The organism is Streptomyces sp. NBC_01244 (genome assembly GCF_035987325.1).
In the GTDB taxonomy this organism is placed as follows: Bacteria; Actinomycetota; Actinomycetes; order Streptomycetales; family Streptomycetaceae; genus Streptomyces.
Map to the genome: position 1 here is coordinate 5,609,439 of NZ_CP108488.1, position 25,625 is coordinate 5,635,063.

Consider the following 25,625-nt stretch of genomic DNA (forward strand, 5'->3'; position numbering starts at 1 on the left):
GTCCCTGCGGGGCGAGGTCCCCTACCCACCCTTCCACCGTTCCCCGGGCTACGCCCGGACCCCATGCCGGGCACGCCGCCGTTGCCGGGGACCAGCCCCCGGACCCCCGCGCCTCAAACGCCGGCGAGGCCGGATGTACCCAGCCCCTCCGGCGTTTGAGGAGCGGGGTCTGGGGCGGAGCCCCAGGGGGTCCGGGCGCAGCCCGGCACCCTTCCAGCCCGTCCGGCGCTTGAGGACCGGGCTCCGGGCAGCGCCCGGGGAACGGTGGAAGGGTGGGTAGGGGACTCCGCCCCGCGCAGCGGCAAGGGTCGCAGCCGGGACTCCGCCCCCCGCAGCGGCGAAGGTCGCTGCGGGGCATCCGGGACGGGGCGGCGGCGGCACGGCTCCGCGCAGCGGGGGCTAGGACGGGGCGAGGGACAGTGCGTAGCGGCGGGCTTGGCGCCGGCCCCCCGGGAGGGGGAACCGGTCCGCCAGGGTCATGCCCAGCCGCTCCGCCACCGCGATCGAGCGAACGTTCGCATCGTCGATCATCGCCACCACATCCGGAACCCCAGCCCCCCGCACCCGCTCCAGCGTCGCCAGCGCAGCGGCATACGCATAGCCCCGCCCCCACGCGGAGCGACCGAGCCTCCAGCCGATCTCGATCTCCCCCACCGGCCCCCACTCCTTCTCCGCCGGCCACGGCTGCGCCCCGGTGAAGCCGATGACCTCACCGTCCGCGTCCAGCAGCGTCCACAGGCAGAAGCCGAGCCGCGCGTCGTGCATCCGCTGCCGCGCGGTGATTTCTTCGTAGAAGGAGAGCTCGGCGGGACCGCCGAGGAACTCCATGACGTCCGGGTCGTGGAAGACCCGGTGCCAGGCGTGTGCGTCCTCGTCCGTGGGCACACGGAGCTGGACGACGGGGAGCGGCCGGGTCGGCGAGGTGGTCACAGGGCAGCCCTTCGGATCGCGATCTCTCTCGCTGCATAGACTGCACGTGTTCCGGTGCCGTTGGGCACTCTTATCGTTTATCGAGCTTTCGGGAGACCCGTCGTGACCGAGCCCCTCTCCGAGCACTCCGCGGACGTGATCGTCGTCGGGGCCGGGCCTGCCGGCTCGACCACTGCTTACTACCTGGCCAAGGCCGGACTCGACGTCCTGCTCCTGGAGAAGACGGCGTTCCCGCGCGAGAAGGTCTGCGGTGACGGCCTGACGCCGCGCGCCACCAAGCAGCTCGTGTCGATGGGCATCGACATCTCCGAAGAGGCCGGCTGGCTGCGCAACAAGGGCCTGCGGATCATCGGCGGCGGCCAGCGGCTCCAGCTGGACTGGCCCGAGCTTGCCTCCTTCCCCGACTACGGACTCGTCCGCAAGCGCGACGACTTCGACGAGACCCTGGCCCGCCAGGCGCAGAAGGCCGGCGCCCGGCTGTACGAGCGCTGCAACGTCGGCGAGCCCGTACGCGATCCCCGTACCGGTCACATCACGGGAGTGACGGCGAAGCTGGGCGAGGAGAAGACCCAGGTCACCTTCAGCGCCCCGCTGGTGGTCGCGGCCGACGGCAACTCCTCGCGGCTCTCCCTGGCGATGGGCCTGCACCGCCGCGAGGACCGCCCGATGGGCGTGGCCGTGCGTACGTACTTCACTTCGCCCCGCCACGACGACGACTACCTGGAGTCCTGGCTGGAGCTCTGGGACCGGCGCGGGGCCGAGGACCGGCTGCTGCCCGGCTACGGCTGGATCTTCGGCATGGGCGACGGCACCTCCAACGTGGGTCTGGGCATCCTCAACTCCTCCTCCGCCTTCAAGGAGCTGGACTGGCGCGAGGTCCTCAAGGCCTGGTGCGCCTCGATGCCGGAGGACTGGGGCTACACCCCCGAGAACATGACGCAGCCCATCCGCGGCGCGGCCCTGCCGATGGCCTTCAACCGCCAGCCGCACTACACCAAGGGGCTGTTGCTCGTCGGTGACGCGGGCGGGCTCGTCAACCCGTTCAACGGCGAGGGCATCGCCTATGCGATGGAGTCGGGCCAGATCGCGGCCGACGTCATCGTCCAGGCCCACTCCCGGGCCACCCCGGCCCTGCGCGAACTGACCCTGCACAGCTACCCGAAGGTCCTGAAGGAGACCTACGGCGGCTACTACACGCTGGGCCGCGCCTTCGTGAAGCTGATCGGCAACCCGAAGATCATGAAGATCGCCGCCCAGCGCGGGCTGAGCCACCCGGTGCTGATGAAGTTCACGCTGAAGATGCTGGCCAACCTCACCGACCCGACGGGCGGTGACGCGATGGACCGCGTCATCAACGGCCTTTCGAAGGTCGCTCCGAAAGCCTGATCATTCAAGGCCGGACCGCTCGTCGGGTCGAGCGGTCCGGCTCGTGGCCTTCGGCCGTCACACGCTGACGATCTTCACCTTCGGCGAGCCGGGAAGTTCCTCGGCGGCCTTGCACAGCGCCGGGATGTGCGACCTGTCAGAGGTGACGAGCAGTACCGGAGGTGTGCAGAGTGCGGCCGTGGCCACCACGAGTGCGTCCACGAGGCATTCGTGCCCGTCAAGGCCCGACGCGTCCAGCAGCTTCGCCGCGGCGTCTGTCACCGCATCGTTGACCGGTTTCACATCGAACCGGGACAGCAGGAACCGGAGTCGCTTGGCGGCCTCGCCGGTTCGGCGCACCTCCAAGGGTGTCAGTGCGCACAGTGCCACGCGCCGGCCGCTCTGCTGAGCGACCTCGATGCGCGCACGCATCCCCTCATCACCGTCGACGTGCAGTGAGAGCCTTTGGGCGTCCAGGACGAGCGTGCCCTCACTCTTGGCCTTGATCTTGAGGCGCTTGCTTACCACTCCTGTTCCGCCTGTCCGCTGGTGACTTCGGCGGACTCAAGGCCGCCCCCAAAGCCTGGCCCTGCCCCTGGCCGGGCGCGTCTCGCGCGGGGTCTCGTACGGGGTCCCCTGCGCGGGCTCCGCCGTGCCGTGTACCCGGTGGATGCAGCGGGTCAGCAGGACCAGGCCGCAGAGCATCAGGGTGCCCGAGGCCGTCCAGTCCAGGGTGAGCGTCAGGGGGGAGCCGGGCTTCTGCCAGGGGCGGGTGGTGGTCAGCAGCCAGCCGCCGAGGGACAGGAGTCCGAGCCCGGCGGCGGCCGGGGCGGCGGTGGGGCCGGCGCCGGGGGCTTCGTCGGAGGGGCTGGGCGTCACGGATCACCACTTCCTGGGGCGACTCGGGCGTGCTCGCCCCGGCCATCTTGGCAGGGTGCCGCCCGTTCGGCACGGGGTGCCCGCCAGTCGGACGGGCGGGCAAGTTGGTTTCCAGGCAAGAAGTTTGGCTGACCAGCAGGTGAGAAGGCCTTGTCCCCGGTACGGGCCGGGCTGTTCAATTCCCGAGAGTGAACAGGTCTTCCGCGACGGGCTCCCGTCCGCTCCGACACCCCGCCCTCCGCTCCGCCTTCCCGGCCGCGGCCCTCCCGGTCGCCGTCCTGCTGGCGTTCGCCCTGGCCGGCTGCTCGGATCCGGACGGTGGCGGCGCGCACGGGGAGCCGGAACTCGGCGAGGTCGCCGTCGCCCCGGCCACCTCCTCGCTCTCGATGCCCCTGGACGCGTACACGGACACCGACGCCGAGACGGTCCGCATGGGGCAGGTGCAGCAGCGGCTGCTCTCGCGCTGCATGGCCCGGTACGGATTCCCGTACGAGGAGGTCAGGCCGTCCGATCCCGCCGGTGCCCAGGGGCCCGAGGGCCGGCACCGGGCGCTCTTCGGGGCGGCCGATCCGGTGTACGCGGCGGCCCACGGCTACGACATGACCGCGGGCAAGGGGCGGCCCGTGAAGCCCCCGGCCGCCCCGCTGAGCGAGAGCGCCACCCTGGTCATGCACGGCGAACGGCCGGGCGGAGCCCAGGGCGCCACGCAGCCCGCGGACGCCGCGAGCGAGGAGGAGGCCGCGCGGGTGGACAGCGGCATCGACTTCGGCGGGCAGAAGGTGCCGCCCGGCGGATGCATACGGGAGGCGTACCGCAAGCTCTACGCGCCGACGAAGGACAGCGTGGACCTGCTGTTCCCGTTCGGGCTGGCCTCGCAGGCGCACGAACGCTCCAAGGACGATTCGCGGGTGGCCGAGGCGCTGAAGAACTGGTCGGCGTGCATGGAGAAGTCCGGGTACACCGGCCTGAAGGATCCCTACGAGGTCGTCCAGACCCTCGGCCTGGAGGCCGATCCGGGCGGCCCCAAAGCCGTCACCGCGGCAAAGGCCGACGTCGCCTGCAAGCGCGAGGTGAACCTCGTCGGCATCTGGGCGGCGGTGGAGAAGGCCTACCAGGAGCGGCTGGTGGAGGAGCACGCAGAGACCCTCGCGCTCTACAAGAAGCAGCGCGAGGTCCGTTACAAGCTGGCGGCCGGTCTCCTCTGAGCCGTGCGCGCGGCTCAGGAGGGGCGGGGCATGCAGGCCCGGTACGCGTCGAGGTGGTCCCGCTTGAGCTCCTGCCACTGCTCGGAGGTGCCGCCGTCCTTCTGCTGCACCTCGGCGGTGACCGGATCCGGGTCCGGGTACCAGGAGACGCCCTTCGCCCGCATGCACGCGGAGGCCTCGCGCGCGGCGGCGAGTTCCTGCGGGCTCGCCTGGACGGGGGAGGGGGGCGGCAGCAGCGACAGGCAGGCCTGCTGCGCAGGGGGGTACTGAGGGCTCTCCTTCTCCACGAAGTGCGGAGCCCCGTTGTCCCCGTAGGAGATGGTCATTCCGTGCTCCTGCATGCACGTGTAGAACGGCATGTCCGCCGCCGCGATCGAGGGTGTGGCGGTGGGTCCGGCCGCACGTCCCGGCTTTCCCGCTCCGGAGTTCTTCCCCGGGAGTTCCCCGCTTCCGCATCCGGTCAGTGCGAGGCACAAAAGGAGTGACGAGGATATTTCGCGTACACGCACGAGGCGTTTCCCTTGCGGTCGGCGGAGTGGAAGGGCGCGTTGGTGCGGAGGGGGCCGGAAGGCCGCAGGAGAGCGTAATCGGGAGCTCGCAATACGGACAAGTCCCTTACCCGCCAGGCCGGTTGTGGCCTGAAAAGCCGAGAAGGCCCTTGCCCCGCGGTGCCCCGGAAGGTTTAATCCCGGCCGGAATCAATTCCCTGAAGATGGAGAAATGTCCCATGAGCAAGGCCCTTAACAAACTCGTCACCGGGTGCGCCACCGCGGTATCCGTCGGCGCCGTTCTCCTTGTGGCGGCCGGTCCGGCCGCCGCCAACACGGAGCGGAACGGGTATCTGGAAACCAGCGAGTTCGGCCTTTACTACAACTCCTACCAAGGGGGCTGTGTCTTCGACCTGATGTCCTCGGACTGGAACTTCTTCAACAACCTCTTCGTCGGGCCGGAGGGTTGTGAGGGCCGGAACCGGGTGACGAACGACGACACCGCGTCGTACCGCAACCGGGACACCTACACGTGGAAGGTGGCCACCGAGGTGAACCTCACCGGTCTGATCGGTTCGCTCCCCCCGGGCTACGTGGGCAACGCCAGCGTCAACTTCAAGAACAAGATCACCTCGGCCACGTTCCTCGACTGACGGAACGAGGACGAGGACGAGGACGAGAGCGGGAACGGGAACGGGAGCGGAACGGGAACGGCGCGGGGTCGCCTCCGCGGCTTCCCGCGCCGCCCGACGGCGCCCGGACGCCCCTCGGCGGCCCCAAGGGCCTCCAGGAGCCCCCAGGACGGCCGAAAGGCCGGTACTCCACCCCCGAGCGGGGGAGTACCGGCCTTTCGTGCGTCACCGGGAGCGGCCCGGGACTGCGGGGAGTCGTCAGAGGACGCGCACGGCGCCCGTCGGCCTGTCGTAGCTCAGGGAGCGCTCGACGATGCCGGTGCTGGGGTTCTGCGCGCCGACGAACTTGCCGCCGCCGACGTAGACGGCGACGTGGTACGCGCTGCCCTTGGAGCCCCAGTACAGGATGTCGCCCGGCTGGAGGGCGCTCAGGGAGACCGAGGTGCCGGCCGAGGACTGCGCCTGCGACATGCGCGGCAGGCTGATGCCGGCCTGGCGGTACGCGGCCTGGACGAGGCCCGAGCAGTCGAACGAGGACGGGCCGGTGCCGCCCATGACGTACGCCTTGCCGACCTGAGCGCGGGCGAAGTTGACGATGGCGGCGGCGGAGCCGGTCGCGGGGGCCGTGACGGTGCCCTTGCCCTGCGAGGAGGACCCCGAGGAGGAGGACCCGTTAGACGAGGAGGACCCGGAGGTGCTCTGGATCGGAGTGCGGGCCGTGCTGCGGCTGGCGCGCTCGGCCTCGGCCTTGCGGTCCGCCTCGGCCTTCGCCTTCTTCTCGGCGTCGGCCTTCTCCTGGGCGTCGGCCTTGAGCTGCTTCGCCTCGGCGGCGGCGCCGGTGCGGGCCGTCTCTTCCAGGGCGTTGAGCTCGCCGTCGACGGCGAGGGCGCGGGTGTTCTCGGCGGCCTTGGCCACGGAGGAGGACACCTCGGCGCTCAGGTCCAGGTCGAGGACCGGCATTTCGAGCGTGGTCTCGTGCGCGGGCTCGGCGGAGGGGGTGGCGCTCGCCGTGCCGGCCATGGCCAGGGTGCTGAGGACGCCACCGGCAACTCCGGCGCGGACCGCGAGCTTCGAGGCGCTGCGGCGGGGCTTCCGGTGGCTGGGTATGTGAGCGGTGAGGGACATGGGTACAACCGCTATCAGGGCGCGCCGGTTCCCTTCAAGAAACGTGGTCTGCGCCACAGTTGTGCGCGAAGCGGGCTAACCGGGCGCGCCGTACCTCTTATTGACGCCGTAACGGGCGAATCGGACAGCCCCTCACAAGGCTGTGATCATGGGGTTTCCGAAATAAGTCCGAATTGATCCCGGGCCTACCATCCACCCGCACAGATGGCCAAGCCCCCTTTCGGTACCGCGAATTCCGAGTGGCGCAGGTCACAGAAGCGTCACGCGATGCGGACGCTGTGGCCCTCCTGTGATCGAACCGTGAAGCCGCCGAGGGGTCGGGGGCGGATCGGGGGCGGGTCGGGGGTGGGTCGGAGGCGGGCCGGAACCCCACCCGGGGTCGCTCCCGGGTTGCTTCCGGGTGACCCCTGACCCCCTTCTGCCCCGAGTTAGTGAACGCATGCACGCGTCCACTTCCGTCCGTGCGGGGTCCCCCGACCGGGGGACGCCGATCCCTTTATCATCACGCGCACCACCGTGCCAATTTGCATGCAGTGGCCACGATTTGATAGTGCGACAGGCCTTCCACCTGCGACGACAGGTGCGGATGTCACCTTTGGTGATCATGTGGATGCTTCACGTATGAAGATCACCACTCATTGGGCTTCATGATCGTTCGTCAGGTGGTGGAGATCACAAACTCGTTGTTGTAACCCGTGTCGCAGATCACAGATGGGCGGGCATAAGATGCGCACCAGTCCGGCTTGTGAACTGCCTCACATGCGAGATGTGAGAGGCGGGGCGCGCGGCGCCGGAGCAGCGGTCCAACGGTCAAGGACGACTGGAAGGAGCGAGGAGCGTGAATGCGTACGCGCCCATCCTCGTGCTCGGCGCCCTCGGCGCAGGGTTTGCGATCTTCTCCGTGGTCATGGCCACGCTGATCGGCCCAAAACGGTACAACCGGGCAAAACTTGAAGCTTACGAGTGCGGCATCGAGCCCACTCCGATGCCGGCCGGCGGCGGCCGCTTCCCCATCAAGTACTACCTGACGGCGATGCTCTTCATCGTCTTCGACATCGAGGTTGTCTTCCTCTACCCCTGGGCGGTCACCTTCGACTCGCTGGGGATCTTCGGGCTCGTCGAGATGCTCCTCTTCGTGCTCACCGTCTTCGTCGCCTACGCCTACGTATGGCGCCGCGGCGGCCTGGAATGGGACTGAGGGGCTGAATTTCCATGGGACTGGAAGAGAAGCTGCCGAGCGGCTTTCTGCTGACCACCGTCGAACAGGCCGCGGGATGGGTGCGCAAGGCGTCCGTCTTCCCGGCCACCTTCGGCCTGGCCTGCTGCGCCATCGAGATGATGACCACCGGAGCGGGCCGGTACGACCTGGCCCGCTTCGGCATGGAGGTCTTCCGCGGATCCCCGCGCCAGGCCGACCTGATGATCGTGGCGGGCCGGGTCAGCCAGAAGATGGCGCCGGTGCTGCGGCAGGTGTACGACCAGATGCCCGATCCCAAGTGGGTCATCTCCATGGGTGTTTGTGCGTCTTCGGGCGGAATGTTCAACAACTACGCGATCGTCCAGGGCGTCGACCACATCGTGCCCGTGGACATCTACCTGCCCGGCTGCCCGCCCCGCCCCGAGATGCTGCTCGACGCGATCCTCAAGCTCCACCAGAAGATCCAGGGCGGCAAGCTCGGCGTGAACCGGGAAGAGGCGGCCCGCGAGGCGGAGGAGGCGGCCCTCAAGGCGCTCCCCACCATTGAGATGAAGGGGCTCCTGCGGTGAGCGAGGACCCGGCCGTGCAGAACGGCCCCCAAGCCGGCAACGGCGACAACGTGCCCGCGCCCCGGGGCGCGGCCGGCCCCGAGGTGATCGGCGTCCGCAAGGGCATGTTCGGCGCCAACGACGGCGGCGACACCAGCGGCTACGGCGGCCTCGTGCGCACCGTGGCCCTGCCCGGCGCGAGCGCCCGCCCGTACGGTTCGTACTTCGACGAGGTCGTCGACGAGCTGGAAGGCGCCCTGGAGGAGCAGGACCTGGTCCCGGAGAACGCGATCGAGAAGGTCGTCGTCGACCGGGCGGAGCTGACCCTCCACATCGCGCGCGAGCACCTCCTCCTCGTCGCCAGGACCCTGCGCGACGACCCGGCCCTGCGCTTCGAGCTCTGCACCGGGGTCAGCGGGGTGCACTTCCCGGACGACAAGGGCCGCGAGCTGCACGCCGTCTACCACCTGCGCTCGCTCACCCACGGCCGGATCGTGCGGCTGGAGGTCACCGCTCCGGACGCCGACCCGCACGTCCCCTCGATCGTCTCCGTCTACCCGACGAACGACTGGCACGAGCGCGAGACGTACGACTTCTTCGGCCTGGTCTTCGACGGGCACCCGGCCCTCACCCGGATCATGATGCCGGACGACTGGCAGGGCTTCCCGCAGCGCAAGGACTACCCGCTCGGCGGCATCGCCATCGAGTACAAGGGCGCCCAGATCCCGGCTCCTGACCAGCGGAGGTCGTACAGCTGATGTCCACTTCGAATCACGCCTCCGCCAGGGAAACCACCGAGGGCACCGTCTACACCGTCACCGGCGGCGACTGGGACGAGATCGTCCAGTCGGCGGCCCGCGCCGACGACGAGCGGATCGTCGTCAACATGGGCCCCCAGCACCCCTCCACCCACGGAGTGCTCCGCCTGATCCTGGAGATCGACGGCGAGACGGTCACCGAGGCCCGCTGCGGCATCGGCTACCTCCACACAGGCATCGAGAAGAACCTCGAGTACCGGAACTGGACGCAGGGCACCACCTTCGTCACGCGCATGGACTACCTGACGCCGTTCTTCAACGAGACGGCGTACTGCCTGGGCGTCGAGAAGCTGCTCGGCATCACCGATCAGATCCCGGACCGCGCCACCGCCATCCGCGTCCTGCTGATGGAGCTCAACCGGCTCTCCTCCCACCTGGTGTGCATCGCCACCGGCGGCATGGAGCTGGGCGCGACCACGATCATGATCTACGGGTTCCGCGACCGCGAGCTGATCCTCGACGTGTTCGAGCTGATCACCGGCCTGCGCATGAACCACGCGTTCATCCGCCCCGGCGGCCTCGCGCAGGACCTGCCCCCGGGCGCCGTGGACCAGCTCCGCGATTTCGTGAAGACCATGAAGAAGAACCTGCCGGAGTACGACAAGCTCGCCACCGGCAACCCCATCTTCAAGGCCCGCATGCAGGACGTCGGCTACCTCGACCTCACCGGCTGCATGGCGCTCGGCGCCACCGGCCCGGTCCTGCGCTCCGCAGGCCTCCCGCACGACCTGCGCAAGACGGACCCGTACTGCGGCTACGAGAACTACGAGTTCGACGTACCGACCACCGAGTCCTGCGACTCCTACGGGCGGTTCCTGATCCGCCTGGAGGAGATGCGCCAGTCCCTGCGGATCGTCGAGCAGTGCCTGGACCGGCTGGAGCCGGGCCCCGTCATGGTCGCCGACAAGAAGATCGCCTGGCCGGCGCAGCTCGCCATGGGCCCCGACGGCCTCGGCAACTCGCTCGACCACATCAAGCAGATCATGGGCACCTCCATGGAGTCCCTCATCCACCACTTCAAGCTGGTGACCGAGGGCTTCCGGGTACCGGCCGGCCAGGCCTACGCGGCCGTGGAGTCGCCCAAGGGCGAGCTCGGCGTGCACCTCGTCTCCGACGGCGGCACCCGCCCCTACCGGGTCCACTTCCGCGACCCGTCCTTCACCAACCTGCAGGCCATGGCGGCGATGTGCGAGGGCGGCCAGATCGCCGACGTCATCGTGGCCGTCGCCTCCATCGACCCCGTGATGGGAGGCGTCGACCGATGACCGACATCTCGCTGGGCATGCCCCGGCTGCCGGCCCCGGACTACCCGGCCGAGGTGCGCGAGCGGCTCGCCGCCGACGCCGCCGAGGTCATCGCCCGCTACCCCGACAGCCGTTCCGCGCTGCTGCCGCTGCTCCACCTCATCCAGTCCGAGGAGGGCTACGTCTCGCGCACCGGCATCCGGTTCTGCGCCGACGTGCTGGGGCTGACGACCGCCGAGGTCACGGCCGTGGCGACCTTCTACACGATGTACCGGCGCAAGCCCTCCGGGGACTACCAGGTCGGCGTCTGCACGAACACCCTGTGCGCGGTCATGGGCGGCGACGCCATCTTCGAGGAGCTCAAGGAGCACCTCGGGGTCGGCAACAACGAGACCACCCCCGACGGCAAGGTCACCCTCGAGCACATCGAGTGCAACGCGGCCTGCGACTACGCCCCCGTGGTGATGGTCAACTGGGAGTTCTTCGACAACCAGACCCCCGAGTCCGCCAAGGCCATGGTGGACGACCTGCTGGCCGGCCGCACCGTCGAGCCGACCCGGGGCGCGCCGCTGTGCTCGTACAAGGAGACCGCGCGGATCCTGGCGGGCTTCCCCGACGAGCGCGAGGGCGCGGTCGAGGCCAGCGGCGGCGCCGGTCACGCGTCGCTGATCGGCCTGCGCATCGCGCGCGGCGAAGCCCCGCACACCCCGATCGTGCACCCGCGCGGCGAGGCCACCATCGAGGGAGGGGAGTGATGACCGTGTCCACCGAACTGAGTAAGAACGGAACGAGTCCGGAGAAGCTCCTCGCGCCCGTCCTGTCGGCGTTCTGGGACGAGCCGCGGTCGTGGACGCTGGAGACCTACAAGAGGCACGGCGGCTACGAGGGTCTGCGCAAGGCACTCGCCATGAGTCCGGACGAGCTCATCGCCTACGTGAAGGACTCGGGCCTGCGCGGGCGCGGCGGCGCGGGCTTCCCCACCGGAATGAAGTGGCAGTTCATCCCGCAGGGCGACGGCAAGCCGCACTACCTCGTCGTGAACGCGGACGAGTCGGAGCCGGGCACCTGCAAGGACATCCCCCTCCTCTTCGCCAACCCGCACTCCCTCATCGAGGGAATGATCATCGCCTGCTACGCGATCCGCTCGGAGCACGCCTTCATCTACCTGCGCGGCGAGACCGTGCCGGTCCTGCGGCGCCTGCACGAGGCGGTGCGCGAGGCGTACGAGGCCGGGTACCTCGGCGAGGCTGAACATCGTGACAAGAGCGGCCTCGGGAGCGGGCTGAAGCTCGACATCACCGTGCACGCGGGCGCGGGCGCCTACATCTGCGGCGAGGAAACGGCCCTCCTGGACTCCCTCGAAGGCCGCCGCGGCCAGCCCCGGCTGCGTCCCCCCTTCCCCGCGGTCGAAGGCCTCTACGCCTGCCCCACCGTGGTGAACAACGTGGAGTCCATCGCCTCGGTTCCCGCGATCCTGAACAGGGGCAAGGACTGGTTCAAGTCGATGGGGACCGAGAAGTCCCCCGGCTTCACCCTGTACTCGCTCTCCGGGCACGTCGTCGGCCCCGGCCAGTACGAGGCCCCGCTCGGCATCACCCTGCGCCAGCTCCTCGACATGAGCGGCGGCATGCGCCCCGGGCACCGGCTGAAGTTCTGGACCCCGGGCGGCTCCTCCACCCCGATGTTCACCGAGGAGCACCTCGACGTCCCGCTGGACTACGAGGGCGTCGGCGCGGCCGGCTCCATGCTCGGCACCAAGGCCCTGCAGTGCTTCGACGAGACGACCTGCGTGGTGCGGGCGGTGACCCGCTGGACCGAGTTCTACGCCCACGAGTCCTGCGGCAAGTGCACGCCCTGCCGCGAAGGCACGTACTGGCTGGTCCAGTTGCTCCGCGACATCGAAGCGGGCAAGGGGGTCATGTCCGACCTCGACAAGCTGAACGACATCGCCGACAACATCAACGGCAAGTCGTTCTGCGCGCTCGGTGACGGCGCCGCCAGCCCCATCTTCTCCTCGCTCAAGTACTTCCGCGCGGAGTACGAGCAGCACATCACGGGCAAGGGCTGCCCCTTCGACCCCAAGAAGTCGACCCTCTGGGCCGACACGGAGGTGACCGCATGACCGTGACCACTACGGCAGCCTCCGGCGGCGGAGAGGCCGCGGTTCCTCCGGTGGACCAGATCTCCCTGACCATCGACGGCATCGAACTGTCGGTGCCCAAGGGAACCCTGGTCATCCGGGCCGCCGAACAGCTCGGCATCGAGATCCCCCGGTTCTGCGACCACCCCCTCCTCTCCCCGGCCGGCGCCTGCCGCCAGTGCATCGTCGAGGTCGAGGGCCAGCGCAAGCCGATGGCCTCCTGCACCATCACCTGCACCGACGGCATGGTCGTCAAGACCCAGCTGACCTCCCCGGTCGCCGACAAGGCCCAGCGCGGGGTGATGGAGCTGCTGCTCATCAACCACCCGCTGGACTGCCCCGTCTGCGACAAGGGCGGCGAATGCCCGCTGCAGAACCAGGCGATGTCCCACGGCAACGCCGAATCGCGGTTCGAGGGCAAGAAGCGCACCTACGAGAAGCCGGTCCCGATCTCCACGCAGGTGCTGCTGGACCGCGAGCGGTGCGTGCTGTGCGCGCGCTGCACCCGCTTCTCCAACGAGATCGCCGGCGACCCGATGATCGAACTCCTGGAGCGCGGCGCGCTCCAGCAGGTCGGCACCGGCGAGGACGACCCCTTCGAGTCGTACTTCTCCGGCAACACCATCCAGATCTGCCCGGTCGGCGCCCTCACCTCGGCCGCCTACCGGTTCCGCTCCCGCCCCTTCGACCTCGTCTCCTCCCCGAGCGTGTGCGAGCACTGCGCGGGCGGCTGCGCGACGCGCACCGACCACCGCCGCGGCAAGGTGCTGCGCCGGATGGCCGCGGAGGACCCCGAGGTCAACGAGGAGTGGATCTGCGACAAGGGCCGCTTCGGGTTCCGCTACGCGCAGCGCCCCGACCGGCTCACCACCCCGCTGGTCCGCGGCACCGACGGGGTCCTGGCCCCGGCGAGCTGGCCCGAGGCCCTGGAGGCCGCGGCCACCGGGCTGGCCGCCGCGCGCGGCCGGGCCGGAGTCCTCACCGGCGGACGCCTCACCGTCGAGGACGCCTACGCGTACGCCAAGTTCGCCCGGGTCGTGCTCGACACCAACGACATCGACTTCCGGGCCCGGGTGCACAGCGCGGAGGAGACCGAGTTCCTGGCCGCCACCGTGGCCGGCACCGGCAAGGACCTCGACGGGCACGGTGTCACCAACACCTCGCTGGAGGCGGCCCCGGCCGTGCTCCTCGTCGGCATCGAGGCCGAGGAGGAAGCCCCCGGAGTCTTCCTGCGGCTGCGCAAGGCCCACCGCAAGCACAAGCAGCGGACCTTCGCCCTCGCCCCGTTCGCCACGCGCGGCCTGGAGAAGGCGGGCGGCACCCTGCTGGCCGCCGCCCCCGGCACCGAGCCCGAGTGGCTGAACGCCCTGGCCTCCGACACCGGCCTGGAGGACGGCGGCCAGGCCGCCTCCGACGCGCTGCGCCTGCCCGGCGCGGTCATCGTCGTGGGGGAGCGCCTCGCGGGCGTGCCCGGCGCGCTGACCGCGGCCGTACGGGTCGCGGACGCCACCGGCGCCACCCTGGTGTGGATCCCGCGCCGGGCCGGAGAGCGGGCCGCCGTCGAGGCGGGCGCGCTGCCGTCCCTGCTGCCGGGCGCCCGCCCCGCCACCGACCCGCGGGCCCGCGACGAGGTCGCCGCCGCCTGGGGCCTGGACGAGCTGCCGCACCGCTACGGCCGCGACACCGGCCAGATCGTCGAGGCCGCTGCCGGACGCGAACTGTCCGCCCTGCTGGTCGCGGGCGTGGAGCTCGCCGACCTGCCGGACCCGGCCCGCGCCAGGATCGCGCTCCAGGAGGCCTTCGTGGTCTCCCTGGAACTGCGGCCCAGCGAGGTCACCGACCACGCGGACGTGGTCTTCCCCGTCGCGGCCGTCGCCGAGAAGCCGGGCGCGTTCATCAACTGGGAGGGCAGGGTCCGGCCGTTCGAGGCCGCGCTCAAGCCCGAGCAGATGACCCGCCGGCTCGCCCCCGCCGACTCCCGCGTGCTGCACATGCTGGCCGACGCGGCCGACCGGCCGATCGCGCTGCCCGACGTACACGCCGTACGGCAGGAGATCGACCGGCTCGGCCCGTGGGCCGGGGAGCGCGCCGCCGGACAGTCCGGAGACAGGGAGCTGCTGCCCCGTCCCGGCACGGGCGAGGCCGTCCTCGCCGGCCACCGGCTCCTCCTCGACCAGGGGCTCCTGCAGGACGGCGACGAGGCCCTGGCCGGAACCCGGCACGAGGCCAGCGCCCGCCTGTCGGCCGCCACGGCCGCCGAGACCGGCGTCAAGAACGGCGACATCCTCGCGGTGACCGGCCCCGCCGGCTCCGTGGAACTGCCGCTGCGCGTCACCGAGATGCCGGACCGGGTGGTCTGGCTCCCGATGAACTCCACCGGCTCCGGGGTCCTCGCCGACACCGGAGCCCGCCCGGGGGCCCTGGTCCGCATCGGCCCGGCCACCCCCGCCGACACCAGCGACTCCCCTGCGGAGGTGGGCGCGTGAACACCGTTCAGATCGCCGCCGAAGACCTCTCCCTGTTCGGCAGGGACGTCTGGTGGCTCGTCGTCATCAAGGCGGTGTTCTGCTTCGCCTTCCTGATGGTGACCGTGCTCTTCTCCATCGTGTGGGAGCGCAAGGTCGTCGCCTGGATGCAGCTGCGCATCGGCCCCAACCGGCACGGCCCCTGGGGCATGCTCCAGTCGCTCGCCGACGGCGTGAAGCTGATGCTCAAGGAAGACCTGATCGTCAAGCGGGCCGACAAGGTCGTCTACGTCCTGGCACCGATCATCGCGGCGATCCCGGCCTTCATGGCCATCGCGGTGATCCCCTTCGGCCCCTCGGGCAACGAGGTCTCCATCTTCGGCCAGCGCACCACGATGCAGCTGACCGACCTGCCCATCGCGATGCTCTACATCCTCGCGGTGGCCTCGGTCGGCATCTACGGCATCGTCCTCGCGGGCTGGTCCTCGGGCTCCACCTACCCGCTGCTCGGCGGCCTGCGCTCCTGCGCGCAGATGATCTCGTACGAGATCGCGATGGGCGCGGCCTTCGCCTCGGTCTTCCTCTACTCCGGGTCGATGTCGACCTCGGCGATCGTCGAAGCCCAGGCCGACCGCTGGTACATCATCCTGCTGCCGGTCTCCTTCATCATCTACGTCATCACGATGGTCGGCGAGACGAACCGCGCCCCCTTCGACATGCCGGAGTCCGAGGGCGACCTGGTCGGCGGCTTCAACACCGAGTACTCCTCCATCAAGTTCGCCCTGTTCATGCTCGCCGAGTACGTCAACATGGTCACCGTCTCCGCGGTCTCCGTCACCCTCTTCCTGGGTGGCTGGCGGGCCCCGGCGCCGATCTCCACGTACTGGGAGGGCGCGAACCACGGCTGGTGGCCGATGCTCTGGTTCGTCCTGAAGGTCCAGCTGCTGCTGTTCTTCTTCATCTGGCTCCGCGGCACGCTCCCACGCGTGCGCTACGACCAGCTGATGAAGCTCGGCTGGAAGGTGCTGATCCCGGTCTCCGTGGTGTGGCTGATGCTGGTCGCCACCGTCCGGGCGCTGCGCAACGAGAACTACGACTTCCAGGAGATCGTGCTCTACGTCGGCGGCGGGGTCATCGCGCTCCTGCTGCTGTCCTTCGTCGCGGACCTGTTCCGCGACAAGAAGGAGAAGACGGCCCTCGCGGACGCCGAACTGGCCGCGGCCGCCGAACCCTTCGACCCCCTGGCGGGCGGGTTCCCCGTACCGCCCAAGCCCGGCCAGCACCTGGCACCCGTACCGCGCAGGCGGCCCCGCAGTGAGCGGGAGCTCATTGTCAGTGGCGCGGCGAATACTGACAGTGACCGAGAGGAGGGTGCTGAAAATGTCTGACAAGTCTGACGCCGAGCAGGGCGAGAAGTGGCAGAACCCGGTGGCCGGCTTCGGCGTGACCTTCAAGGCCATGTTCAAGAAGCGCCTCACCGAGCAGTACCCGGAGCAGGAAAAGACCACGGCACCCCGCTTCCACGGGCGGCACCAGCTCAACCGCCACCCGGACGGCCTGGAGAAGTGCATCGGGTGCGAGCTGTGCGCCTGGGCCTGTCCCGCCGACGCGATCTACGTCGAGGGCGCGGACAACACCGAGGAGGAGCGCTACTCCCCCGGTGAGCGGTACGGCCGGGTCTACCAGATCAACTACGCCCGCTGCATCCTGTGCGGGCTGTGCGTCGAGGCGTGCCCCACCAGGGCGCTGACCATGACGAACGAGTTCGAACTGGCCGACTCCAGCCGCGAAGCGCTCATCTACACCAAGGAGCAGCTGCTCTCCGGGCTGACCGAGGGCATGGTCGAGGCACCGCACTCGATCTTCCCCGGCACCGATGACACGGACTACTACCGCGGGCTGGTGACCGGGGCGGCTCCCGGCACGGTCCGTCAGGTGGCCGTCTCCAAGGGCGAGGTCGCGGACAACAGCTCCGAGGGGGTGGGCGCATGAGCGCCCTCGCCGCGGCCGCCACCCTCACCTCCACCGGTGAGGCGGCCCAGTTCTGGATCCTCGGCACGATCGCCGTCATCGGCGCGCTGGCCACGATCCTGATGAAGAAGTCCGTGCACAGCGCGCTGAGCCTGGCCGGGACGATGATCATCCTGGCGGTCTTCTACCTCGCCAACGGGGCGTACTTCCTCGGCATCGTCCAGGTCGTCGTCTACACCGGCGCGATCATGATGCTCTTCCTCTTCGTCGTCATGCTCGTCGGCGTCACCGCCGCGGACTCGCTGACCGAGACCATCAAGGGACAGCGCTGGCTGGCCGTCCTGTGCGGCCTCGGCTTCGGCATCCTGCTGATCACCGGCATCGCCAACGCCCGGCTCACCCACTTCAACGGACTCGGCCGGATCAACTCCGGCGGGCACGTCGAGGGCCTGGCCACGCTGATCTTCACCAAGTACGTGTTCGCCTTCGAGATCACCGGCGCCCTGCTGATCACGGCAGCCGTCGGCGCGATGGTGCTCACCCACCGCGAGCGCACCGAGCGGGCCGCCACCCAGCGCGAGCTCGCCGAGCGCCGCGTACGCGAGGGCATCCAGCTCCCGCCGCTGCCCGCACCCGGCGTCTACGCCCGGCACAACGCCGTGGACGTCGCGGGCCTGCTGCCGGACGGCACCCCCTCCGAGCTCACCGTCAACCAGACGCTGCGCGCCCGCGGCCAGATCAGGGACGTCTCCGGCAAGGCCCTGGACGACCTGAAGGCCCTGGAGCAGCGGTCGTCCGAGCGGCTCGGCCGCGACGCCCTCGGCCACGACGCCCGTGAGGAGGCCTCGAAGTGAACCCGGTCAACTATCTGTACCTGTCCGCGCTGCTGTTCACCATCGGGGCGGCCGGAGTACTGATCCGGAAGAACGCGATCGTGCTGTTCATGTGCGTCGAGCTCATGCTCAACGCCTGCAACCTCGCCTTCGTGACCTTCTCCCGGATGCACGGCAACCTCGACGGCCAGATCATCGCGTTCTTCACGATGGTCGTCGCCGCCGCCGAGGTCGTGGTGGGCCTCGCGATCATCGTGTCGCTGTTCCGTACCCGCCACTCGGCCTCGGTCGACGACGCCAGCCTGATGAAGCTGTAAGGGGTCGCTGTGGAGAACATGATCGCGCTGCTGGTAGCAGCGCCCCTGCTCGGAGCGGTGGTGCTGCTCTGCGGCGGCCGCCGTCTCGACAAGACCGGCCACTGGATCGGCACCCTGCTCGCCGCCGTCTCCTTCGGCATCGGCCTCACCCTCTTCGCCGACATGCTCGGCAAGACCGCCGAGGACCGGACCTTCCACCAGCGGCTGTTCAGCTGGATCCCGGTGGAGGGCTTCCAGGCCGACGTCGGCTTCCAGCTCGACCAGCTGTCGATGACCTTCGTCCTGCTGATCTCCGGGGTGGGCACGCTCATCCACGTGTACTCCATCGGGTACATGGAGCACGACGAGCGCCGCCGCCGCTTCTTCGGCTACCTCAACCTCTTCGTCGCCGCGATGCTGCTCCTGGTCATCGCCGACAACTACCTCCTGCTGTACGTCGGCTGGGAGGGCGTGGGCCTCGCCTCGTACCTCCTCATCGGCTTCTGGCAGCACAAGCCCAGCGCCGCCACCGCCGCGAAGAAGGCCTTCCTGGTCAACCGGGTCGGCGACATGGGCCTTTCGATCGCCATCATGCTGATGTTCACCACCTTCGGGACCTTCGCCTTCGGCCCGGTCCTCGGCTCGGTGTCCGAGGCCGGCGAGGGCAAGTTGACGGCGATCGCCCTGATGCTGCTGCTCGCCGCCTGCGGCAAGTCGGCCCAGGTGCCGCTGCAGTCCTGGCTCGGCGACGCGATGGAGGGCCCGACCCCGGTCTCGGCCCTCATCCACGCGGCGACCATGGTCACGGCCGGCGTCTACCTGATCGTCCGCTCGGGCGCCATCTTCAACGGGGCTCCGGACGCGCAGACCGCGGTCGTCGTGGTCGGCGCCGTCACGCTCCTCTTCGGTGCGATCGTCGGTTGCGCGAAGGACGACATCAAGAAGGCCCTCGCGGGTTCGACGATGTCGCAGATCGGCTACATGATCCTGGCGGCCGGCCTCGGCCCCATCGGGTACGTGTTCGCGATCATGCACCTGGTCACGCACGGGTTCTTCAAGGCGGGCCTCTTCCTCGGCGCCGGTTCCGTGATGCACGGGATGAACGACGAGGTCGACATGCGCAAGTACGGCGGCCTGCGGAAGTACATGCCGGTCACCTTCATCACCTTCGGCCTCGGCTACCTCGCCATCATCGGCTTCCCGGGCCTGTCGGGCTTCTTCTCCAAGGACATGATCATCGAGGCCGCCTTCGCGAAGGGCGGCACCCAGGGCTGGATCCTCGGCGGGGTGACCCTGCTGGGCGCGGCGATCACCGCCTTCTACATGACCCGCGTCATGCTCCTCACCTTCTTCGGCGAGAAGCGCTGGCAGCCGGATGCGGAGGGTCACGCCCCCCACCCGCACGAGTCCCCGAAGTCCATGACCATCCCGATGATCATCCTGGCCTTCGGCTCGGTCTTCGCGGGCGGGTTCTTCGGGATCGGCGACCGCTTCCTGCACTGGCTGGAGCCCGTCACCGGACACCAGCACGGACACCCGCCGATCAGCGCGCTGACGGTGACGCTGGCGACCATGGTCGTCCTCGTCATCGGCGTCGCCATCGCCTGGGTGATGTACGGCAGGAAGCCCGTCCCGGTCATCGCCCCGCGCGGCTCGCTCCTCACCCGGGCGGCCCGACGGGACCTCTACCAGGACGACTTCAACCACGTGGTCCTGGTCCGCGGCGGGGAGCACCTGACCCGCTCCCTCGTCTACGTCGACCACAGTCTGGTCGACGGCGTGGTCAACGGGACGGCCGCCGGAGTCGGCGGACTGTCGGGCCGGCTGCGCAAGCTGCAGAACGGCTACGCCCGCAGCTACGCGGTCTCGATGTTCGGGGGCACGGCGATCCTGATCGCCGCGACCCTGCTGATGAGGGCGGTGTGAGATGAGTTTCCCGCTTCTGACGGTGACGGCCGCGGTCCCCGCGGTCGGTGCGATCCTGACGGCGGCCGTCCCGGCCGCCCGCCGGACCGCCGCCAAATGGCTCGCCCTGCTCTTCTCGCTGGCGACCCTGGCCCTGGCCGTGCTCGTCGCGGTCCGCTTCGAGCCCGGTGGCGACCGCTACCAGCTCACCGAATCGCGCTCCTGGATCGCGGACTTCGGCGTCCGCTACGAACTGGGCGTCGACGGCATCGGGGTGGTGCTGATCGCACTCACCGCGCTGCTCATCCCCTTCGTGATCGCGGCCGGCTGGCACGACGCCGACCCGCTGGAGACGAACTCCTCGCGCTGGCGGCCGACCCAGGGCTTCTTCGCCCTGATCCTGCTGGTCGAGGCGATGGTGATCATCTCCTTCGAGGCCACCGACGTCTTCCTCTTCTACATCTTCTTCGAAGCCATGCTCATCCCGATGTACTTCCTCATCGGCGGCTTCGGGGACCGGGCACACGCCGGGTCCGACGAGAACGCGGCCGCGCAGCGCTCGTACGCGGCGGTCAAGTTCCTCCTCTACAACCTGGTCGGCGGCCTGATCATGCTGGCCGCCGTCATCGGGCTCTACGTGGTCGCCGGGAACTTCTCGCTCCAGGAGATCACCGCCGCCCGCGCGGCGGGCACGCTCGACATGGCGACCAACACCGAACGGTGGCTGTTCCTCGGCTTCTTCTTCGCCTTCGCGGTGAAGGCCCCGCTCTGGCCGCTGCACACCTGGCTGCCGAACGCGATGGGCGAGGCCACGGCCCCGGTCGCCGTCCTGATCACCGCCGTCGTCGACAAGGTCGGCACCTTCGCGATGCTCCGCTTCTGCCTCGGACTCTTCCCCGAGGCCAGCAAGTGGGCCACGCCGGTGATCCTCGTCCTGGCCCTGATCAGCATCGTCTACGGCGCGCTGGTCGCCTGCGGGCAGCGGGACATCAAGCGGCTGGTGGCGTACGCCTCCATCTCGCACTTCGGCTTCATCATCCTGGGCATCTTCGCGATGACCTCCCAGGGCCAGTCGGGCGCGACGCTCTACATGGTCAACCACGGGCTCTCGACGGCGGCGCTCATGCTGGTCGCCGGCTTCCTGATCTCGCGGCGCGGCTCCCGGCTCATCGCCGACTACGGCGGCGTGCAGAAGGTGGCCCCGGTCCTGGCCGGCACCTTCCTGATCGGTGGCCTCGCGACCCTGTCGCTCCCCGGCCTCGCCCCGTTCGTCAGCGAGTTCCTCGTCCTGGTCGGCACCTTCGCCCGGTACCCGGTCGTCGGCATCATCGCCACCTTCGGCATCGTGCTGGCGGCGCTCTACACGCTGGTCCTCTACCAGCGCACCATGACCGGCCCGGTCAAGGAGGAGGTCCGCACCATGCCGGACCTGCGCCTGCGGGAGGTCCTGGTGGTCGCCCCGCTGATCGCGCTGCTGATCGGACTGGGCGTCTACCCGAAGGTCCTGACCGACATCGTCAACCCGGCGGTGAAGCACACCATGTCGGACGTGAAGCAGACGGACCCGAAGCCCGAGGTGGCCGTCGAGGCCAAGCACACCAATGACGGGGAGGGGGCGAAGTGAGCACCCTGACTGCCGCAGCCCAGAACCTGCTGCCGAACCTGGCGGCCGCGGCGCCGATCGACAAGATCCCGGCCCCGCACATCGAGTACGCCCAGCTGTCGCCCACGCTCATCGTGCTGGGCGCGGCCATCATCGGAGTCCTCGTAGAGGCCTTCGTACCGCGCAAGGCCCGTTACTACACGCAGGTGTTCCTCGCAGTCGCCGCGCTGGCCTCGGCCTTCGCGGCGGTCGTCGCACTCGCCGCCGGCGGGTACGGCAGCTCCAAGGCTCACATCGCGGCCATGGGCGCCATCGCCGTCGACGGCCCGGCGCTCTTCCTGCAGGGCACCATCATCCTGGCCTCGGTCGTGGCGATCTTCACCTTCGCCGAGCGGCGCCTGGACCCGGCCGCCCACGGCAACCGGGTGGACTCCTTCGCCGCACAGGCGGCGTCCGTACCGGGCAGCGAGAGCGAGAAGGAAGCCGTCAAGGCGGGCTTCGCCACCACCGAGGTCTTCCCGCTCGCACTGTTCGCGGTCGCCGGGATGCTGATCTTCCCCGCGGCCAACGACCTGCTGACGCTGTTCGTGGCCCTGGAGGTCTTCTCCCTCCCGCTGTACCTGCTCTGCGCCCTCGCCCGCCGCCAGCGGCTGATGTCGCAGGAGGCGGCCGTCAAGTACTTCCTGCTCGGCGCCTTCTCCTCCGCCTTCCTCCTCTTCGGCATCGCGCTCGTCTACGGGTACGCGGGCTCGGTCTCCTACGCGGCGATCGCGGAGGTCGTCGACGGCACCGTGGCGAACATCGACCCGGCGCTCGCCGACACCATGGGCAACGACGCGCTGCTGCTGATCGGCGGCGCGCTGATCCTCATGGGCCTGCTCTTCAAGGTCGGCGCGGTCCCCTTCCACATGTGGACCCCGGACGTCTACCAGGGCGCCCCCACCCCGGTCACCGGCTTCATGGCGGCGGCGACGAAGGTGGCCGCCTTCGGCGCCCTCCTGCGACTGCTGTACGTGGTGCTGCCCGGCCTGCGCTGGGACTGGCGGCCGGTCATGTGGGGCGTCGCGATCGTCACGATGCTGGCGGGAGCCGTCATCGCGGTCACCCAGACCGACGTCAAGCGGCTCCTCGCCTACTCCTCGATCGCGCACGCCGGCTTCATCCTGGCCGGTGTGATCGCCACCTCGGCGGAGGGCGTCCAGTCCGTCCTCTTCTACCTGGGCGCGTACTCCTTCGTGACGATCGGCGCCTTCGCGGTGGTCACGCTGGTGCGCGACGCGGGCGGCGAGGCCACGCACCTGTCCAAGTGGGCGGGGCTGGGCCGTCGTTCTCCGTTGACGGCGGCGGTCTTCGCGGTGTTCCTGCTCGCCTTCGCGGGCATCCCGCTGACCTCCGGCTTCTCCGGCAAGTTCGCCGTCTTCAAGGCGGCGGCGGAGGGCGGCGCGGGAGCGCTGGTCGTGGTCGGTGTCATCTCGTCCGCGATCGCCGCGTTCTTCTACATCCGGGTGATCGTCCTGATGTTCTTCAGCGAACCGAAGGCGGACGGCCCCACGGTCGCCGTCCCGTCCCCGCTGACGATGACGACGATCGCGGTCGGCGTCGCCGTCACGGTGGTGCTGGGCGTGGCCCCGCAGTACTTCCTGGACCTGGCGGGGAGTGCGAGCACGTTCGTGCGCTGACCGTACGCGGTACGGCCTGGGGCCCGGCTTCCCTTCGAGGGGGCCGGGCCCTTCCCTTTGCCGTGCGCTCAGTGGGGGTGGGGTGCGGGGGTGCTGGTTTTCGGGCAGGTCAGGGCGGGGTTCCAGTTGTGGAAGCGGCCCGCCGGATTGTCCTCGTACGCCCACATGTGCAGGTCGTAGTGCTTGGGCATGCCCGTCCAGTGGCCCGGCATCGGCCCGTCGAAGGGCAGGCCGAACATGCTCGGCCGGTCGTCGGTGGTCTTCAGGTCCTGGTCCCGGTCGGTGGACATCCACTCCACCGTCTGGAGCTTGCGGCGACCGTTCTCGTCCTTCTCGGTGCTGTAGAGCAGGGCGGTCGGCTTGGCCGGGTCCGTCGAACCCCAGTTGGCCTGTTTCACGTAGTGGTAGCCCATGGTGCCGACCCCGAACGGGTTGGTCATGCACTCCGTGCCGTGCGGCACGTACCCGTCCTTGAGGGCCTGCCGCTCGTCCACGTACTTGGCCGTCACCCGGATCGCCGTGGCCATGTCGCGCATGGCCTGCGCGTTCCTCGGGTCGGGAGCGGGGCCTTCGACGCCGTGGGCCGGGACGGCGGTGGTGACGGTGGCGGCCAGGCCGAGGGATATGGCGGCCGCGCAGGTCAGGAAGGCCTTGCGGGGACGGAGAGGCATCGGGACTCCTGCCGTTCGGGGGCTTTCGACCACCATCCCGGCGCGGTGGCGCGGCTGCACGTGGCGGGGCTCCGAACGGGGGGTCCGGGGACCGGTCCCCGGGCCCCTGCGCCTCAAACGCCGGCGGGGCTGGGTTGTGGTCGGGGCTCGGGGGCTGCGGGTGGGTCGGTGCCGGGGGCGGGGTGGGGTGTCGGCCTGGACTGCATGATTTAGGCGCCCTGTGTACTTCTTCGACAGTTGTGGGGTGTGCCTGCGCCACACATCACGCTTTACGTCCCGGCCAACACCCCACCCCGCCCCCGTCCCCGCCCCGGGCCGCAAGCCTCCGACCCCGACCGGGAAATTCAGCCGTCCGGCGTTTGAGGACCGGGGTCTGGGGCGGAGCCCCAGGGGGTCCGGGCGCAGCCCGGGACCCGCCTTCAGCCCGTCCGGCGTTTGAGGACCGGGTCAGGGCCGGGCCCTGGGAACGGTGGAAGGGCGGGTAGGGGACTTCGCCCCGCGCGGTGGCACACCCGCAGCCGGGTCGGGGCGCAGCTAAACGCGGGTGGCGTACGCGCGGACGTCCGCGTCGGGGTCGGAGGCGGCCGAGGCCAGGGCCGCCACGGCGGACGGGTCGGGGCGGAGCGCGCGCAGCGAGAGCACCGCGGCCTTGCGGACGTCCGCGTTCGGGTCGGACAGCGCGAGGGACAGGGGCGGCACCGCCACCCCGGCCGGGGCCGAGGACAGGCCGGTGGCGGCTCCGGCGCGGACCTGCCACGCCGGGTCGGCGAGGGAGGAGACGGCCCGCGCCGCGTGGCCGCCGGTCAAGGCCACCGCCGCCAGCGCCGCCGCCCGGACCAGTGGGTCGGGGTCCGACAGGAGCGGGGCCAGGGCGGAGCCCGCCCGCAGGGTGCCCAGGGCCTTGGCGACGGCGACCCGGACCTCCCGGGAGGTGTCCCCGGCGGCCGGAGCCAGCGCAGCCTCCGCGTCCACCGAGACCAGCGCCCGGACGGCCTGGATGCGGACGTCCACGTCGGCGTCGCGAAGGGACCGCTCGTACAGTTCGGGCTCCCCGAGCCGCAGGACCCGTAGGGCTTCGAGCGCCGCCGAGCGGACCGCCGGATCCGGCACCGCGAGGCCCGCCCGCAGGGCCGCGCCCAGTTCGGGGTCGGGCGTGAGCACCTCCAGCAGTTCGCGCAGCGCGGCCGCCGCGGCCGCGCGGACCGCCGGGTCGGGGTCAGCGAGCCGCGCCCCGAGGGCGGGGCCGGCGCCCGCGGGGACGGTTTCGCCGAGCACCGCCACCGCCGTGGCGCGGACCGCCGGGTCGGGGTCGTCCAGGTAGGGGAGGAGGGCGTGCAGGTCCGGGGCCTCCTCCGCGAGGGAGAGGAGTTCCAGGATCCGGGGTGAGCCCGGCTCGGATCCGGTGTCCCGGCCGGCCGACGAGGGTGCCGCCGCCCGGGCCTCGCCGCCCGCCAGGGCCACGCCGACCAGCTCGACCTCGCCCAGGTGCCGGGAGGGCCCGCCCGTCGGGGTGAACTCCGGGACCGGCACCAGGTAGGGGTCGACCGGGCGCGCCGTGAACTCCATCGCCCCCCAAGGGGACTTGCGCAGGTCCAGGTGGTGCATACCGACGGGGCCGGGCCGGTGGTGT

Annotated in this window: 23 protein-coding genes and 1 pseudogene; 17 read left to right on the forward strand and 7 right to left on the reverse strand. The window is 70.2% G+C overall.

What is annotated here, in order from left to right:
- Window positions 1-399: 399 nt before the first annotated feature.
- Window positions 400-930 carry a GNAT family N-acetyltransferase gene (locus OG247_RS25375; protein WP_327254415.1) on the reverse strand — a complete coding sequence of 177 codons (531 nt, stop codon included), beginning with the start codon at window positions 928-930 and terminating at the stop codon, window positions 400-402.
- Between the two features lie 102 nt (window positions 931-1,032).
- Between OG247_RS25375 and OG247_RS25380 the strand changes: the two genes are divergently transcribed.
- A complete protein-coding gene (locus OG247_RS25380; protein WP_266905661.1) occupies window positions 1,033-2,316 on the forward strand; it encodes a geranylgeranyl reductase family protein in 1,284 nt (427 codons plus the stop codon).
- 57 nt (window positions 2,317-2,373) lie between these two features.
- On the opposite strand, the gene OG247_RS25385 is transcribed toward OG247_RS25380, so the two are convergent.
- Together OG247_RS25385 and OG247_RS25390 are read right to left on the reverse strand one after the other, a co-directional pair.
- Window positions 2,374-2,823: a DNA-binding protein gene (locus OG247_RS25385; RefSeq protein ID WP_327254416.1), complete on the reverse strand. Its 450-nt coding sequence runs from the start codon at window positions 2,821-2,823 to the stop codon at window positions 2,374-2,376.
- A 36-nt stretch (window positions 2,824-2,859) separates the two neighbouring features.
- Window positions 2,860-3,174 (reverse strand): hypothetical protein, encoded by a 315-nt coding sequence (locus OG247_RS25390; RefSeq protein WP_327254417.1) that lies wholly within the window; start codon window positions 3,172-3,174, stop codon window positions 2,860-2,862.
- A gap of 188 nt (window positions 3,175-3,362) precedes the next feature.
- On the opposite strand from OG247_RS25390, the gene OG247_RS25395 reads away from it, so the two are divergent.
- The gene (locus OG247_RS25395; protein ID WP_327254418.1) at window positions 3,363-4,379 is read left to right on the forward strand and encodes a hypothetical protein; all 1,017 of its coding nucleotides are present in this window, start codon (window positions 3,363-3,365) and stop codon (window positions 4,377-4,379) included.
- A 14-nt stretch (window positions 4,380-4,393) separates the two neighbouring features.
- On the opposite strand, the gene OG247_RS25400 is transcribed toward OG247_RS25395, so the two are convergent.
- Window positions 4,394-4,705, reverse strand: a complete 312-nt coding sequence (locus tag OG247_RS25400) for a hypothetical protein (protein WP_327254419.1) — start codon at window positions 4,703-4,705, stop codon at window positions 4,394-4,396.
- 401 nt (window positions 4,706-5,106) lie between these two features.
- On the opposite strand from OG247_RS25400, the gene OG247_RS25405 reads away from it, so the two are divergent.
- Entirely contained in the window at window positions 5,107-5,520 is a 414-nt protein-coding gene (locus tag OG247_RS25405; protein ID WP_327254420.1) for a hypothetical protein, read from the forward strand.
- A gap of 237 nt (window positions 5,521-5,757) precedes the next feature.
- Here OG247_RS25405 and OG247_RS25410 read toward each other — a convergent pair whose 3' ends face one another.
- Window positions 5,758-6,624: a C40 family peptidase gene (locus OG247_RS25410; RefSeq protein WP_327254421.1), complete on the reverse strand. Its 867-nt coding sequence runs from the start codon at window positions 6,622-6,624 to the stop codon at window positions 5,758-5,760.
- Between the two features lie 838 nt (window positions 6,625-7,462).
- On the opposite strand from OG247_RS25410, the gene OG247_RS25415 reads away from it, so the two are divergent.
- Genes OG247_RS25415 through nuoN form a run of 14 tightly spaced genes read left to right on the forward strand, consistent with a single transcriptional unit; the run spans window position 7,463 to window position 23,324 of the window.
- Complete coding sequence (locus OG247_RS25415; RefSeq protein ID WP_030010013.1) at window positions 7,463-7,822, forward strand: NADH-quinone oxidoreductase subunit A; 360 nt, start codon at window positions 7,463-7,465, stop codon at window positions 7,820-7,822.
- 14 nt (window positions 7,823-7,836) lie between these two features.
- A complete protein-coding gene (locus OG247_RS25420; RefSeq protein WP_327254422.1) occupies window positions 7,837-8,391 on the forward strand; it encodes a NuoB/complex I 20 kDa subunit family protein in 555 nt (184 codons plus the stop codon).
- Window positions 8,388-9,128 (forward strand): NADH-quinone oxidoreductase subunit C, encoded by a 741-nt coding sequence (locus OG247_RS25425; RefSeq protein WP_327254423.1) that lies wholly within the window; start codon window positions 8,388-8,390, stop codon window positions 9,126-9,128. Before OG247_RS25420 ends, OG247_RS25425 begins: the two co-directional genes overlap by 4 nt.
- A complete protein-coding gene (locus OG247_RS25430; protein WP_327254424.1) occupies window positions 9,128-10,453 on the forward strand; it encodes an NADH-quinone oxidoreductase subunit D in 1,326 nt (441 codons plus the stop codon). The genes OG247_RS25425 and OG247_RS25430 overlap by 1 nt, the downstream gene beginning before the upstream one ends.
- The gene (gene nuoE, locus OG247_RS25435) at window positions 10,450-11,187 is read left to right on the forward strand and encodes an NADH-quinone oxidoreductase subunit NuoE (RefSeq protein ID WP_327254425.1); all 738 of its coding nucleotides are present in this window, start codon (window positions 10,450-10,452) and stop codon (window positions 11,185-11,187) included. Before OG247_RS25430 ends, nuoE begins: the two co-directional genes overlap by 4 nt.
- The gene (gene nuoF, locus OG247_RS25440; RefSeq protein WP_327254426.1) at window positions 11,187-12,554 is read left to right on the forward strand and encodes an NADH-quinone oxidoreductase subunit NuoF; all 1,368 of its coding nucleotides are present in this window, start codon (window positions 11,187-11,189) and stop codon (window positions 12,552-12,554) included. Before nuoE ends, nuoF begins: the two co-directional genes overlap by 1 nt.
- Entirely contained in the window at window positions 12,551-15,058 is a 2,508-nt protein-coding gene (locus OG247_RS25445) for an NADH-quinone oxidoreductase subunit G (RefSeq protein WP_327254427.1), read from the forward strand. The genes nuoF and OG247_RS25445 overlap by 4 nt, the downstream gene beginning before the upstream one ends.
- Window positions 15,055-16,425, forward strand: coding sequence for an NADH-quinone oxidoreductase subunit NuoH (gene nuoH, locus OG247_RS25450; RefSeq protein ID WP_250740939.1), 1,371 nt, complete (start codon window positions 15,055-15,057; stop codon window positions 16,423-16,425). The genes OG247_RS25445 and nuoH overlap by 4 nt, the downstream gene beginning before the upstream one ends.
- Window positions 16,418-17,029 carry an NADH-quinone oxidoreductase subunit NuoI gene (gene nuoI / locus OG247_RS25455; RefSeq protein WP_327254428.1) on the forward strand — a complete coding sequence of 204 codons (612 nt, stop codon included), beginning with the start codon at window positions 16,418-16,420 and terminating at the stop codon, window positions 17,027-17,029. Before nuoH ends, nuoI begins: the two co-directional genes overlap by 8 nt.
- Window positions 17,026-17,862 carry an NADH-quinone oxidoreductase subunit J gene (locus OG247_RS25460; RefSeq protein ID WP_327254429.1) on the forward strand — a complete coding sequence of 279 codons (837 nt, stop codon included), beginning with the start codon at window positions 17,026-17,028 and terminating at the stop codon, window positions 17,860-17,862. Before nuoI ends, OG247_RS25460 begins: the two co-directional genes overlap by 4 nt.
- Window positions 17,859-18,158, forward strand: coding sequence for an NADH-quinone oxidoreductase subunit NuoK (nuoK, locus tag OG247_RS25465; RefSeq protein ID WP_112449176.1), 300 nt, complete (start codon window positions 17,859-17,861; stop codon window positions 18,156-18,158). Before OG247_RS25460 ends, nuoK begins: the two co-directional genes overlap by 4 nt.
- 9 nt (window positions 18,159-18,167) lie before the next feature.
- The gene (gene nuoL, locus OG247_RS25470) at window positions 18,168-20,063 is read left to right on the forward strand and encodes an NADH-quinone oxidoreductase subunit L (protein WP_327254430.1); all 1,896 of its coding nucleotides are present in this window, start codon (window positions 18,168-18,170) and stop codon (window positions 20,061-20,063) included.
- Between the two features lies 1 nt (window position 20,064).
- Window positions 20,065-21,666, forward strand: coding sequence for an NADH-quinone oxidoreductase subunit M (locus OG247_RS25475; protein WP_327254431.1), 1,602 nt, complete (start codon window positions 20,065-20,067; stop codon window positions 21,664-21,666).
- A gap of 38 nt (window positions 21,667-21,704) precedes the next feature.
- Window positions 21,705-23,324 carry an NADH-quinone oxidoreductase subunit NuoN gene (gene nuoN, locus OG247_RS25480; RefSeq protein WP_442813655.1) on the forward strand — a complete coding sequence of 540 codons (1,620 nt, stop codon included), beginning with the start codon at window positions 21,705-21,707 and terminating at the stop codon, window positions 23,322-23,324.
- A gap of 68 nt (window positions 23,325-23,392) precedes the next feature.
- Here the strand turns inward: nuoN and OG247_RS25485 are convergent, their stop codons facing one another.
- Both OG247_RS25485 and OG247_RS25490 read right to left on the reverse strand, forming a co-directional pair.
- The gene (locus tag OG247_RS25485; RefSeq protein ID WP_327254432.1) at window positions 23,393-23,995 is read right to left on the reverse strand and encodes a hypothetical protein; all 603 of its coding nucleotides are present in this window, start codon (window positions 23,993-23,995) and stop codon (window positions 23,393-23,395) included.
- Between the two features lie 534 nt (window positions 23,996-24,529).
- Window positions 24,530-25,597 (reverse strand): annotated as a pseudogene (locus OG247_RS25490) (HEAT repeat domain-containing protein); the annotation flags it as partial.
- Window positions 25,598-25,625 lie beyond the last annotated feature (28 nt).

Bases quoted from the DNA above. Each gene is read 5' to 3' on its own strand.
- OG247_RS25460 (WP_327254429.1), top strand. From the start codon at position 17,026: ATGAGCGCCCTCGCCGCGGCCGCCACCCTCACCTCCACCGGTGAGGCG.
- OG247_RS25430 (WP_327254424.1), top strand. From the start codon at position 9,128: ATGTCCACTTCGAATCACGCCTCCGCCAGGGAAACCACCGAGGGCACC.
- OG247_RS25445 (WP_327254427.1), top strand. From the start codon at position 12,551: ATGACCGTGACCACTACGGCAGCCTCCGGCGGCGGAGAGGCCGCGGTT.
- OG247_RS25405 (WP_327254420.1), top strand. From the start codon at position 5,107: ATGAGCAAGGCCCTTAACAAACTCGTCACCGGGTGCGCCACCGCGGTA.
- nuoE (WP_327254425.1), top strand. From the start codon at position 10,450: ATGACCGACATCTCGCTGGGCATGCCCCGGCTGCCGGCCCCGGACTAC.
- OG247_RS25400 (WP_327254419.1), bottom strand. From the start codon at position 4,705: ATGACCATCTCCTACGGGGACAACGGGGCTCCGCACTTCGTGGAGAAG.
- nuoI (WP_327254428.1), top strand. From the start codon at position 16,418: ATGTCTGACAAGTCTGACGCCGAGCAGGGCGAGAAGTGGCAGAACCCG.
- OG247_RS25410 (WP_327254421.1), bottom strand. From the start codon at position 6,624: ATGTCCCTCACCGCTCACATACCCAGCCACCGGAAGCCCCGCCGCAGC.
- OG247_RS25485 (WP_327254432.1), bottom strand. From the start codon at position 23,995: ATGCCTCTCCGTCCCCGCAAGGCCTTCCTGACCTGCGCGGCCGCCATA.
- nuoF (WP_327254426.1), top strand. From the start codon at position 11,187: ATGACCGTGTCCACCGAACTGAGTAAGAACGGAACGAGTCCGGAGAAG.
- OG247_RS25475 (WP_327254431.1), top strand. From the start codon at position 20,065: ATGAGTTTCCCGCTTCTGACGGTGACGGCCGCGGTCCCCGCGGTCGGT.
- OG247_RS25420 (WP_327254422.1), top strand. From the start codon at position 7,837: ATGGGACTGGAAGAGAAGCTGCCGAGCGGCTTTCTGCTGACCACCGTC.